This is a genomic window from Cutibacterium sp. KB22876, assembly GCF_059728865.1.
In genome coordinates, this window is the sequence record NZ_AP040858.1 from 1064509 (window position 1) to 1077056 (window position 12548).

At 61.7% G+C, this 12548-nt stretch carries 10 protein-coding genes; 7 read left to right on the forward strand and 3 right to left on the reverse strand.

Annotated elements, in window-relative coordinates; genetic code table 11:
* Positions 1-87: 87 nt before the first annotated feature.
* Complete coding sequence (locus tag AC6I1W_RS04855) at positions 88-1188, reverse strand: ABC transporter ATP-binding protein (RefSeq protein WP_063279371.1); 1101 nt, start codon at positions 1186-1188, stop codon at positions 88-90.
* Between the two features lie 637 nt (positions 1189-1825).
* Here AC6I1W_RS04855 and AC6I1W_RS04860 point away from each other — a divergent pair.
* Complete coding sequence (locus AC6I1W_RS04860; RefSeq protein WP_270577005.1) at positions 1826-1963, forward strand: hypothetical protein; 138 nt, start codon at positions 1826-1828, stop codon at positions 1961-1963.
* 109 nt (positions 1964-2072) lie between these two features.
* Here AC6I1W_RS04860 and AC6I1W_RS04865 read toward each other — a convergent pair whose 3' ends face one another.
* Positions 2073-3503 (reverse strand): L-serine ammonia-lyase, encoded by a 1431-nt coding sequence (locus AC6I1W_RS04865; protein ID WP_069101842.1) that lies wholly within the window; start codon positions 3501-3503, stop codon positions 2073-2075.
* A gap of 254 nt (positions 3504-3757) precedes the next feature.
* On the opposite strand from AC6I1W_RS04865, the gene AC6I1W_RS04870 reads away from it, so the two are divergent.
* The 6 genes from AC6I1W_RS04870 (at position 3758) to AC6I1W_RS04895 (ending at position 11597) form a co-directional block, all read left to right on the forward strand.
* Positions 3758-6061: an ROK family protein gene (locus tag AC6I1W_RS04870; RefSeq protein WP_016667016.1), complete on the forward strand. Its 2304-nt coding sequence runs from the start codon at positions 3758-3760 to the stop codon at positions 6059-6061.
* 25 nt (positions 6062-6086) lie between these two features.
* On the forward strand, positions 6087-7382 hold the full coding sequence (locus AC6I1W_RS04875; RefSeq protein WP_023032380.1) for an ABC transporter substrate-binding protein: 1296 nt from the start codon (positions 6087-6089) through the stop codon (positions 7380-7382).
* Positions 7382-8341, forward strand: a complete 960-nt coding sequence (locus AC6I1W_RS04880; RefSeq protein ID WP_023032381.1) for a carbohydrate ABC transporter permease — start codon at positions 7382-7384, stop codon at positions 8339-8341. Before AC6I1W_RS04875 ends, AC6I1W_RS04880 begins: the two co-directional genes overlap by 1 nt.
* The gene (locus tag AC6I1W_RS04885; RefSeq protein WP_004810671.1) at positions 8334-9227 is read left to right on the forward strand and encodes a carbohydrate ABC transporter permease; all 894 of its coding nucleotides are present in this window, start codon (positions 8334-8336) and stop codon (positions 9225-9227) included. The genes AC6I1W_RS04880 and AC6I1W_RS04885 overlap by 8 nt, the downstream gene beginning before the upstream one ends.
* Positions 9228-9333: 106 nt before the next feature.
* A complete protein-coding gene (gene tdh, locus AC6I1W_RS04890; RefSeq protein ID WP_004810672.1) occupies positions 9334-10371 on the forward strand; it encodes an L-threonine 3-dehydrogenase in 1038 nt (345 codons plus the stop codon).
* A gap of 35 nt (positions 10372-10406) precedes the next feature.
* Positions 10407-11597, forward strand: coding sequence for a glycine C-acetyltransferase (locus tag AC6I1W_RS04895; RefSeq protein WP_138237642.1), 1191 nt, complete (start codon positions 10407-10409; stop codon positions 11595-11597).
* Between the two features lie 23 nt (positions 11598-11620).
* Here AC6I1W_RS04895 and AC6I1W_RS04900 read toward each other — a convergent pair whose 3' ends face one another.
* Complete coding sequence (locus AC6I1W_RS04900; protein ID WP_023032382.1) at positions 11621-12535, reverse strand: ABC transporter substrate-binding protein; 915 nt, start codon at positions 12533-12535, stop codon at positions 11621-11623.
* Between the last annotated feature and the right edge of the window lie 13 nt (positions 12536-12548).

Sequence of the window (12548 nt, forward strand, 5' to 3'; positions counted from 1 at the left end):
ATCAGGGCACGCCCCCCATGGCCACACAGAACACGACGAGGCCCTCGGAAGAACCGGGGGCCTCGTCGTGTCTGCGGAAACCGAGGATCAGGAGATGCGCTCAGTGGTCTCCTGGCTGAAGACGTGCACGGCGGCCGGGTCGACACCCAGGCGCACCTGCTCGCCCCGCTGCGGAGGACGACGAGACGAGATACGAGCGACGACCTGGTGGGCCTCACCATCCTCGATCGAGGCTTCCTTGCCGGAACCGACGAGGGAGCCGTAGAGGTAGGCGTCAGCGCCGAGTTCCTCGACGACGGCAACGTCGAGTCCGACGCCTTCGCTGGCGAGGGTGAAGGACTCCGGGCGGATACCGAGGGTGAGCTTGGTCTCGTTCGGGGCCTTGGCTAGGACCTCGCGGGAAACCGGAACGACGTAGTCACCGAGCTTGACGCCACCATCAACGACGTTGCCCTCCATGAGGTTCATGGCAGGGGAGCCGATGAAGCCGGCGACGAAGAGGTTCTTCGGGGTGTCGTAGAGGGCCAGCGGGGAGTCGACCTGCTGCAGGATGCCGTCCTTCATGACGGCAACGCGGTCGCCCATCGTCATGGCCTCGACCTGGTCGTGGGTCACGTAGACGGTGGTGACACCGAGGCGCTGCTGCAGGGCAGCGATCTGGGTGCGGGTCTGGACACGGAGCTTGGCGTCGAGGTTCGACAGCGGCTCGTCCATGAGGAAGACCTGAGGGTTACGAACGATGGCGCGACCCATGGCGACACGCTGACGCTGACCACCGGAGAGAGCCTTCGGCTTGCGGTTGAGGAAGTCCTCGAGACCGAGGAGCTTGGCAGCCTCGAGAACGCGCTGCTGACGCTCAGCCTTCGGCACGTTCTGCATCTTGAGGGCGAAGCCCATGTTGTCGGCCACGGTCATGTGGGGGTACAGGGCGTAGTTCTGGAAGACCATGGCGATGTCACGGTCCTTCGGGGGCAGATCGGTGACGTCGCGGTCTCCGATCCAGATGGAACCGGCATTGACCTCTTCGAGGCCGGCCAGCATTCGCAGGGAGGTGGACTTACCACAGCCAGACGGCCCGACGAGGACCATGAACTCACCATCGCCGATCTCCAGGTTGAGCTTGCTGACGGCTGCGCGATCGGTGCCCGGGTAAACCCGAGTCGCCTCCTTGTACTGCACGGTTGCCATAACCGTTAATCCTTTCCACGGGCAGGTACGTGCCCGACGATCCGTTGTGGAAATCCGACGACCAAGGGTGCCGCCGGGATCCCCGCGGATATTGCGAGGACCTGGTGTCGATCATAAGGGACATTGCCCGCGATGGTGGCAAGAGGCTGGCTGAAAGAAGTGTTTTGCCTTGTCGGCTGGTGCACCTTGTGGCTGAGCCGTGAGCCGCCCTTCGTGTGGGTGCGGCCCACGGACCGGTGGGCGTCATCGCACCGGCCTACAAGCTGGGGTTCAGGGCTGCTCCCACGGGGGACCCTGTAATTGAGTCCCGTAATGATCGTGGCTTTGTATCACCAGCACATCACCACTAGAACGATGACTTCGACGATCAAAACGATAATACGAACAAGATCATGATGGCATTTTCGATGTTCATGCGAGGATGGGCAAAGTTTACGTTTTTCTTCATCCGAGCATAAACGTGGCTTGACATAATGATCTTATGGAACGCCAGTCCATTGCAAACGGTCATATGGCCATACAATGTGTTGTCTTTGCAGCCGTGAATGATTCCCTTCATCTTGAAGGTGTTAGTGAAATTTGAAAATACCGTTCCGTCAGAGTCTCTGAGAGTGAGGTGCGTTCTCTGGTGAGGGCGATGACGTTTCTGGCGCATGTGCCGCCCCGTGATGCCTCAATCACGGGTATGGGCACTGTGTGCATGGATCTGGTTTCCATGTTTCTCATCGCTGGTGATATCGGCAAAGCAGATACGGTTGCCTATGTCGGCAGGTGAAAATACTCTCTCGCGCCGGCTTGATTTTGTTGAATTATTTCCTCGTTCTTTGGATAGTCAAGCCGTCCTTCTTAGAGGGGGATCCCCGGGGAGATGATCCGTCGAGCTGCTAGCACTCGACGATGTTCACCGCGAGTCCGCCTCGCGCCGTCTCCTTGTATTTCACCTTCATGTCGCGTCCGGTTTCCATCATGGTTTTCATGACCTGATCAAGGCTGACGATTTGGGAGCCGTCGCCTGCCATGGCCAGACGGGCAGCCGTCACGGCCTTAATGGCACCCAGGGCATTGCGCTCGATGCACGGAATCTGAACCAGACCACCGACGGGATCGCAGGTGAGCCCGAGGTGGTGCTCGAGGCCGATCTCGGCCGCGTTGCAGACCTGGGCAGGTGTCCCGCCCATGACCTGGGCCAAACCGGCTGCGGCCATCGAACATGCCACGCCGACCTCGCCCTGGCAGCCGACCTCAGCCCCAGAGATGGACGCTGACTGCTGGTAGATCTCGCCGACGGCGCCGGCGGCCAGCAAGAAGTCGACGATGAGGTCGTCGTCACCGGTGTTGACTCCGGGAGTACCCGAGTCGATGTCGGAGCCAGGGGAGAGGAACTTCACCGCGAAGTGCAGGCAGGACGGGATGATGCCGGCCGCACCGTTGGTGGGGGCGGTGACGATACGTCCACCTGCTGCGTTCTCCTCATTGACCGCCAGGGCCCACACCGTCAGCCAGTCGACCGATCCGAAGGGTTCTGGCTTGCCTGGGGTGATGCGCTCCCGGGTAGCGAGATCGCGGTGCATCTTCATGGCACGGCGACGCACGTGCAGTCCACCTGGGAGAACGCCGGAGCGGGAACAACCACGCTCGACGCAGGCGTGCATGACGGCCCAGATGTCCAGGAGTTCGCCGCGCACGTGTTCCTCGTCGCGGACAGTCATCTCATTGGCCATGGTGACCTCGGGGATGCTCATCCGGTAATCAGAGCACTGTTCCAGCAGTTCCTTGCCTGTCTTGAAGGGGTAGGGGACCGGAGCCGAGTCACGGACGATGGCGGGATGCTCGTCCTCACCGTGTTCGACGACGAAGCCACCGCCGATGGAGTAGAAGGTGCGCTCGGCGACGACCTCCTGACCCGACCAGGCCGTGAATGTCATGCCGTTGGGATGGAAGGGCAAGGACCGGTTGCGATGCAGGATGAGGTCCGTCGTGACGTCGAAGGAAATCTCCCGACCACCATGGACGGCATTGAGGGTGATGCGTCCTCTGTTGGCGATGGTGGCGGCTCGAGCTGGGGTCTGGTCGGTGTCGACGGTGGCGGGATCCTCTCCCTCCAGGCCCAACAGGACGGCGGCTTCGGAGCCATGTCCGTGTCCGGTCGCCCCCAGTGAGCCGAAGAGTTCGGCGCGCACCCGGGTGACGTCGGGCCACGCCGGTGATTGAGCCAGATCAGTCACGAAGATCTGTGCGGCTCGCATGGGGCCGACGGTATGGGAACTGGATGGGCCGATGCCTACCTTGAAGATATCGAAAACACTGACTGCCACGGCATCGATTTTGCCAAAGATCGAGGCGCAATGTCAGTGAAGCGCAATGACGGCCGGCACTGGGTTGTCCGCCGCTGAAGGGGCCACCGCAAGGCATCGTGATGACGAGTTCCGACAAACCCCTTGACCAACTCGCCGTGGTGGTTCATTCTCTTTCCAACAAGAATTGAAACCGTGTTTTGAAATATGCCTTTACAAGGATCGTGAGGGCATGGACCCACGGTGACCTTGGTCGCGGAGAAGGAGTGGTGACGGTGGCGAAGCGTGATCGACGCAGTGAGAGAGCCGACGACATCCTGCTCGAACTGCGTGCCGGAGAGGCCATGAGCGCGGCCGATCTCGTCGAGGGCACCGGGTTGTCACGTCCGACCGTCATCTCAATCCTCAATGACCTCGAGTCGTCCGGATGGGTGGTCCGTGGCACCTCCGATGGTGGCGGTCTGGGGCGCCCTGCCTCGGTGTGGTCGTTGGGTGAGGACGTCGGAATCGTCATCGGGGCCGACATCCTCGTCGACTCGATGCTCCTGGTGGCGGCCACTTTCGGCGGGACGATCCTCGACGCCCGTAGTTCTCGGCTCGACCAGCACCGACCCGAAGCCCGTCTCGACACCGTCGTGAGCGCGATCGAGTCATTGCGAGATGCGTGCGGGGACAAGGGGCCGTTGCTGCACCTGGCGGTCTCGACGACGGGCGTCATCGACGGCGATGGTCGCATCGTGCGAAGCGACCTCGTGCCGCAGTGGACCGGGTTGGACTTGGGCCGAACGCTCTCCCGGCGCCTTGATGTCCCGGTCACCGTCGACAACGACATCAACATGGCTGCTTATGGCGAGTTCTGCCAGCGTCGTCAGCGCGGTCGCCTCGACACCGATGCTGACATGCTCCTGGTGCGGATGACCCGCGGACTGCACACCGGACTGGTCCTCGACGGACAACTGCATCGCGGACGTACCTGGAACGCCGGTGAGATCAGCGACGTGCTCGATCTTCGCCTGGACGGCGACGAGATGCCCGACGACGACTGGATCGATCGAGCAGCCCTGACGACCGGTTCGGTCGCGGCCGTCATCGACCCGGACGTCATCGTCATGTCTGGACCCACGAATGCGTCGGTCACGGTGATTCGCCGCATCATCGCTCGGCTCATGGCTCGGCGTCCTCTCGACTCGGAGGCGATGACCGCCGAGGTCGAGGAATTGGGGCAGGCTGCATCGGTCGTCGGGGCCCTCAACACCGCACTGGAACTGGTGACGAGGAAGGCCCTCGGTACCGGACACCCGCATCCCGTGGCCTTGCGTGGCATGGCCAAAGTCGTTTCCGAAGTCGAGAAAGGACAGCACAGCGTCATGACGACAACCCATCGAGAAGGACACACTGGCGATCGCATGAGGGTGGGCGTCGTCGGCGTCGGCGCGCGCTCGCGCCTGGCCCTCAACGCCGAGCTGGAGGGCAACGACGGCCTCGTGACCGCTGTCTGCGAGCCCCATCACCTGGCCCGCGAGCGGGTGGCCGACCGGCTCGGGAAGGACCCCGACTCCATCACGATCACCTCTGACGTTGCCGGGCTCATCGCATCGGGAATCGACGTCGCTTTCGTCACCTCCCCTGACGACACCCACGCCGAGGTCACCTGTCAGCTGTTGGAGGCGGGGATCCCGGTGTACCTGGAGAAGCCCCTGGCCATCACGATGGATTCGGCGACCAAGGTTCTCACCACCGCCTACGAGACCGGGACGAGGCTCTACGTCGGTCACAACATGCGCCACATGAACGTCGTGCGGTCGATGCGCGATCTCATCCGCTCTGGCCGGATCGGCGAGGTCAAGGCCATCTGGTGTCGTCACTTCGTCGGGTCGGGCGGTGACTTCTACTTCAAGGACTGGCATGCCACTCGCGAGCATGGCACGGGTTTGCTGCTGCAGAAGGCTGCCCACGACATCGACGTCATGCACTGGTTCGCCGATTCCCACACCACTGACGTCGTCGGGATGGGCGGGCTCACCCTCTACGACCGGATCACTGATCGTCGCGACAATTCTGACCAGCTCATGGGCGACTGGTACTCCCTCGACAACTGGCCTCCGCTGACCCAGAAGGGACTCAACCCGGTCATCGACGTCGAGGACATCTCGATGATGCTCATGCGGATGGAGTCCGGCGTCTTCGCGTCCTACCAGCAGTGCCACTACACCCCGGACTACTGGCGCAACTACACCGTCATCGGCACGGAGGGGCGCATCGAGAACTTCGGTGACGGTGAGGGAGGTGTCATTCGACTGTGGAACAAGCGAACCCACTACAACGCCGACGGTGATGAGACCGTCCCGATCATCGGGGACGCCAATGGACACGGTGACGCCGACGTGTTGACCGTCACCGAGTTCCTCAACTTCGTGAGGAACGGAACCCGTACGGATACCTCGCCGTTGGGCGCCTGGTATGCGGTCGCAGCGGGGATCGAGGCCACTGAGTCGTTGCGTCAAGGGTCGACGCCGCGCCAGGTGCCGACGCTGGACGAGGGGATCGTCCAATACTTCAACAACAACCAGGTCAAGTGATCACAACGAGACAGAGAGGTCAATCATGGATCGCAGAGGTTTCATCATGGGAGGGGCGGCCCTCGCCACCCTGACCATCGCCGGATGCTCGTCGTCGAGCAAGAACGACAAGACGGACGTCTCGCCAAGCGTCGACTCGAACACGTCCGCTGAGCTGACCCTGGCCTACTGGGACAAGAACCAGACGAAGACGATCGAGGAGAACCTCAAGTCCTTCGCCAAAAAGTACCCGAACATCAAGGTCAAGACGAACCTGGCCGGGTTCAAGGATTACTGGAACAAGCTGCGCACCCAGGCCCAGGGCAACGAGCTTCCCGACGTGTTCTGGATGAACGGTCCCAACATCCAGCTGTACGCCGCCAACGGTATGCTCGCCCCGATCGACAAGATCACGGATGCCGGCGTGAAGTGGTCGGACTACCCGAAAGCCCTTGTCGACCTCTACACCTACGAGGGCAAGCATTACGGAGTGCCGAAGGACTTCGACACCATTGGCGTCTTCTACAACAAGAAGATCTTCAAGGAGGCCGGAGTCGACTTCCCGACCGCTGACTGGACCTGGGACGACTTCCACAACAAGGCCAAGAAGATCTCCGACTGGGGCAAACCCAGGGGCATCTACGGATGTGCGACCACCATCAACGGCGACGGACAGGGCACTTATTACAACACGATCGCCCAGGCCGGTGGTTACGTCATCAAGGACAACAAATCCGGATTCGACGATTCCAAGAGCATCGAAGGGCTGCAGTGCTGGGCCGACTGGGTCAAGGATGGATCGGTCGCTTCCCCGAAGGTCGTCACTGACACCAAGCCGTCCCAGATGTTCAAGAGCGGCAAGTCCGCCATGTTCTGGACCGGTGACTGGACGGCCTCCGAGCTAGCCGAGGAGTTCAAGGGCAAGGAGGACGACTACGACGTCATCGACCTGCCCAAGAAGGAAAAGAAAGGCACCATCATCCACGGTCTCGGATGGGTTGCCTCCGCCAAGAGCGAGAACAAGGCAGCAGCCCTAGCCCTCATTGCTCACATGTCAGGCAAAGGGAGCCAGGAGGTCGAGGCGAAGAACGGCACCGCCATCCCGGCCTTTAACGGAACTCAGGACGCGTGGATCAAGAGCTACCCGAAGTGGAACTGCAAGATGTTCGTCGCCGCCGCGACGAGCTACGCCGTGACCTACCCGGTTAGCCGTAACACCGACGCCTGGGTCAACCGTGAGGCTGATTTCCTCAACCCGGCCTTTGCCGGCGAGACCCCGGTGCCTCAGGCTGCCAAGAAGCTGGCAGCCTTCATGAACAACGCTCTGAGCAAGGAGAAGTGATGCCACGGCCCGGTGTGCGAGGCAGTCAGGCGGCTGCCTCGCCCTCCGGGTCGGGATCCCACCGGCCCGGACGACCAAATCCGACGAGCGTCGGAGCATGGCCCATCCCCTTCATCGGTCCACTCATGCTCGGCATCGCGGTGTTCTACTACTGGCCCATCGTCAAGAACATCGTCGCCTCGTTGCAGCAGACCAATGCGTTCGGAGGAAATCCCGAGTTCGTCGGACTGCAGAACTACAACGACCTGTTCTCGAGTCCTGATCTGGGCTCGGCGATGCTCAACACTTTGCTGTATACGCTCATCGTCCTGCTGGGGATCCCACTGTCGGTCATCATCGCGTCGATGATTGAACTGCCAGGCCTGAAGTTCAAGGGGTTGTATCGAGCACTGTACTTCATGCCTTATCTGGCCATGCCGATGGCTGTCGCCCAGGTCTGGAAGATCGTGTACAACGGCCAGTTCGGTCTCCTCAACCAGATACTCCGTGGACTTGGTGCAAGCAATCCTCCCTATTGGCTCGTCACCCCGGGATGGGCGCTGTTCGCGGTTGCCCTGTTCGGGCTGTGGGCATCCATTGGTTTCAACGTCATCATCTTGTCGGCAGGTCTGAAATCGATTCCTCGAGAGTTGTACGAGGCCGCATCCATTGACGGTGCCTCGAGATGGCGCCAGTTCTGGTCGATCACGGTTCCGCTGTTGTCACCGTCGATCTTCTTCCTGGTGATCATGACGACGATCAGCGGATTCCAGCTCTTCGATGCCTTATACGCCATGATCGGTACCGGCAATCCGGCTGAGCCCAGAACGAGGTCCTTGGTGTCCCTGTTCTACCGGGAGGCCTTCGTCAACAACGACCAAGGGGTAGGCGCTGCGATCGCCATTGTCATCTTCCTCTTGGTCGCCATCGTCACCTTCATTCAGTTCCTGGGTCAGAAGAAGTGGGTCAACTATGTCTGAGATCACGCAGGCTGGCGAGGGCTTGAGTGAGCAGGAGATCGACCAGCTCGTCAAGAAGGGCGACCGAAACTCCCAGAAAGGCCTGGTTGGCGTCCACATATTACTGATCATTGGCGGCATCTTCATGGTGTTCCCGTTCGTCTACCAGGTGCTCATGTCCTTGTCGACGAACGCTGAGATTCAGGCCGTTCCGCCCAAGTTCATCCCGGACGAGTGGCAGTTCAAGAACTATGCCGACGTTTTCACGAGGTTGCCATTCCTCAAGCAGTTCGGTGTCTCGGTGACGATCACCGTCCTGCGAACCGTCGCGCAGTTGATCCTGTGCGCCATGGGTGGATACGCCTTCGCCCGGATGAAATTCGGAGGCAAGTCCATCCTTTTCGGGTTCGTGCTGGCCATCCTCATGGTGCCCGGACAGTCCTATCTCATTGGCCAGTACCAGATCATTCGTGACCTTGGCCTGCTGGAGACCCCGTGGGGCATCGTGTTGCCAGGTTTCTTCTCGGCCTTCGGCGTCTTCCTGATGCGGCAGTCGTTCATGAGCCTGCCCGTCGAGTTGGAGGAAGCAGCCCGCCTTGACGGGTGCAATCCGTGGCAGACCTTCTGGCGAGTCATGGTTCCCGTCGTCAAGCCAGGCTTGTTTGCCGTCATGATCACGACTGTGTTGTGGTCCTGGAATGACCTGCTGTGGCCACTCATCGTAACCACGCGGGAGGAATCCATGCCGTTGAGCGTAGGTATAGCCACCTTGGCCGGACAGCACTCCAGCGAGTTCGCCCTCATGATGGCCGCCTCCGTGATGGCCATGGCACCGATCTTCCTGCTGTTCTTCTCGATGCAGAAGAGGGTCATCGAAGGGCTGGCCAGCTCGGGTTTGAAGGGCTGAGCCCCGGAGTTCACCACCCGACGTGCAGCACTGTTCGGGTAGTGGCACAGTTGTGTCGTCACAAAGATGTGGTTGAGGGGGTCATGCCCCGGAAAGGTGAGGGGCCATGAAGGCCTTGGCGAAGACCCGGCCGGAACCGGGGCTTGAACTCATTGACATTCCCGACCCGACCCCGGGCCCGAACGATGTCGTAGTCAAGGTGCTGCGCAGTGGGATCTGCGGCACCGACGTCCACATCGACACGTGGGACGGATGGGCTTCCAAGACGGTGCACACCCCGCTGGTCCTCGGACACGAGTTCTGCGGTGAGATCGTCGAGCTCGGTTCCGAGGTCAATGATCTGGAGGTCGGCCAGCTCGTCTCTGGTGAGGGCCACTACGTCTGCGGCCGCTGCCGGGCCTGCCTGGCCGGTAAGCGACACCTGTGCCGCAATACCCAAGGCATCGGATACGCGGTTGACGGGGCCTACTGCCAGTACTTCGTCATGCCGGCCAGCAACATCTGGGTCCACCACATCCCGAACCTCGACCCCGATGTCGCGGCAATCTTCGACCCCTTCGGCAATGCCGTTCACACGGCGCTGCAGTTCCCCTGCCTGGCCGAGGACGTCCTCGTGTCGGGAGCCGGACCCATCGGGATCATGGCGGCCCTCGTCGCCCAGTTCCAGGGGGCGCGCAACGTCGTCGTCACCGACCTGTCCGACGAGAGGCTCGAACTGGCCCAGAGGCTCGGCCTGGACAACACCGTCAATGTCTCCCGGGAGGGTCTGGAGACGGTGTGGAACCGCTTCGACATGAAGGAGGGCTTCGACATCGGTCTGGAGATGTCCGGGTCGGGTGCCGCCCTGACCTCCATGATCGACAACATGACCCATGGCGGTCGTATCGCCCTGCTGGGAACCCCGAGCAAGGCCATCACCCTCGACATGTCCAAGATCATCTTCAACATGATCACGATCCAGGGAGTCACCGGCCGTCAGATCTTCGAGACCTGGTACACCATGGCCTCCCTCATCCGCTCCGGTCTGGACATCTCCGGGGTCATCACCGACAGGTTCCCCATCACGGAATTCCGTGAGGCATTCGACGTCGCCGGCTCGGGCCATGGCGGCAAGGTCGTCATGAACTGGGAATGCCTCGACTGATCGACGAAGGAAGGACAATCACCATGTACGGATCCATGAAGGACGAACTCAGCGCCAAGATCGCAGCCCTCAAGGAGGAAGGGCTGTACAAGGCCGAGGCCCCGTTGACCAGCCCCCAGTCAGGCGAGATCACCGTCGACGACGGACGCGAGGTCATCAACCTGTGCGCCAATAACTACCTCGGTCTGGCTGACTCACCGGTGCTCGTCGACGCCGCCAAGAAGGCCCTCGACGAGTGGGGCTTCGGCATGGCCTCGGTGCGATTCATCTGCGGCACCCAGACCCTGCACCAGAAGCTGGAGCGGGCCATCACCGAGTTCCTGCACCCCGATGACCCCGACAACTGGGACACCATCCTGTACTCGTCCTGCTTCGACGCCAACGGTGGTCTCTTCGAGGTGCTGTTGGGGCCCGACGACGCCATCATCTCCGACGAGCTCAACCATGCCTCGATCATCGACGGCGTCCGGCTGTGCAAGGCACAGCGTTTCCGCTACCACAACCAGGACATGGCCGACCTGGAGACCCAGCTCAAGGACGCCCAGGCCAAGGGCTGCAAGCACATCATGGTCGCCACCGATGGCGTCTTCTCCATGGACGGTTTCGTCGCACCGCTGCCGCAGATCTGTGATCTTGCCGAAAGGTACGGTGCGATGGTCATGGTCGACGACTCCCATGCCGTCGGATTCGTGGGCAAGACTGGTGCCGGCACGCCCGAGCGCTGGGGAGTGCGTGACCGTGTCGACGTCCTGACCGGCACCCTCGGCAAGGCCCTGGGCGGAGCCTCTGGCGGCTACACCTGCTCCCACCGCGAAGTCGTCGAGATACTGCGTCAGAACTCACGCCCCTATCTGTTCTCGAACTCGCTCGCCCCGTCCATCGCCGGTGCCGCCCTGGCGACCCTAGAACTGCTCAAGTCGAGCTCGGACCTTCTGGATCGTCTGCGCGACAACACCGCGTACTTCCGTGCCGAGATGACCGCACGCGGATTCGACATCCCGGAGTCGGATCATCCGATCTGCCCCGTCATGATCGGCGACGCCGTCAAGGCCGCGAAGATGGCCGACGCCATGCTCGCCAAGGGGATCTACGTGCGCGCCTTCAGCTACCCAGTGGTGCCCCGAGGCAAGGCCCGCATCCGTACCCAGATGTCTGCCGGACTGACCCGTGAACAGCTCGACAGGGCCATCAAGGCCTTCGAGGAGGCTCGCGAGGAGATCGGCTGAGATTTCTGGTGAGGGGCTGGTGATCAGGCCAGCCCCTTCCTTCCCAGCCAATCCTTGGCAATGGTTGACGCCGAAGCCTTCTCGTCCCCCTGGGCTCGTTGGTTCATGGCGATGAGGTCGTCGGTGGTCAGGGCCCTCGAGACCTTGGCCAGTTGGTCGCGGGCCTTGTCGTCAACCTTTGTGTTCATCAGCGGGACGACGTTCTGAGGCACGACGAGGTGCTTGGGGTCCTCCAGGACGACGAGGTTCTGCTCCTTGATCGCGGGAGTCGTCGTGTAGAGATCTACGAGGTCGACCGTCCCTGACGTCAACGCCTTGACGGTGAGCGGACCGGAGGAGTCCGACAGCGCGGTGAACTTGATCCTGGATGCCGGGACCCCGTACACCTTCGTCAATCCCCTGGGCCCGTAGGGACGTTCCTTGAGCTCAGGATTTCCGCCCACCTTGACGGCGTCCAGCTTGGCCAGATCTGCCAGGGAAGTGACCTTGTGGGCCTTGGAGAACTCGGAGGTGACGCACCAGGAGTCGGCGTCCTGGGCTGCTGACGGTTCCCCCACGGACATGCCCGACGGCACTGCCTTGCGCAGAGCGTCCATGACCGACTTCTCGTCAGAGGCCGTCGAGGATCCCTGGAAGAACTGCAGCAGGTTCCCGGAATATTCCGGGACGAGGTCGATCGAGCCGTCCTTGAGGGCCTTGACGTAGACATCGCGGGCGCCGATCTGCATCCGACGCTTGACGCTGACGCCAGCCTTTTCGAGAGCCTGGGCGTAGACCTCGGCGATGATCTCGGACTCGGTGAAATTCGCCGATCCGACGGTCACACCTGTGCCACCGGAGCCGGAGTCGTTCGAGTCGAGGGGATCATGGGAGGAACACGCCGCCAGGCCGGTCAGCAATGCGGCTCCGAGCAGTGTTCGGCGAGTCGTCGTGGTCATTCTTGCTCCATTC

What these genes read in the sequence shown, in the direction of transcription:
- AC6I1W_RS04880 (WP_023032381.1), top strand. Translation starts at nt 7,382, where the DNA reads ATGCCACGGCCCGGTGTGCGAGGCAGTCAGGCGGCTGCCTCGCCCTCC.
- tdh (WP_004810672.1), top strand. Translation starts at nt 9,334, where the DNA reads ATGAAGGCCTTGGCGAAGACCCGGCCGGAACCGGGGCTTGAACTCATT.
- AC6I1W_RS04875 (WP_023032380.1), top strand. Translation starts at nt 6,087, where the DNA reads ATGGATCGCAGAGGTTTCATCATGGGAGGGGCGGCCCTCGCCACCCTG.
- AC6I1W_RS04885 (WP_004810671.1), top strand. Translation starts at nt 8,334, where the DNA reads ATGTCTGAGATCACGCAGGCTGGCGAGGGCTTGAGTGAGCAGGAGATC.
- AC6I1W_RS04895 (WP_138237642.1), top strand. Translation starts at nt 10,407, where the DNA reads ATGAAGGACGAACTCAGCGCCAAGATCGCAGCCCTCAAGGAGGAAGGG.
- AC6I1W_RS04900 (WP_023032382.1), bottom strand. Translation starts at nt 12,535, where the DNA reads ATGACCACGACGACTCGCCGAACACTGCTCGGAGCCGCATTGCTGACC.
- AC6I1W_RS04860 (WP_270577005.1), top strand. Translation starts at nt 1,826, where the DNA reads ATGACGTTTCTGGCGCATGTGCCGCCCCGTGATGCCTCAATCACGGGT.
- AC6I1W_RS04855 (WP_063279371.1), bottom strand. Translation starts at nt 1,188, where the DNA reads ATGGCAACCGTGCAGTACAAGGAGGCGACTCGGGTTTACCCGGGCACC.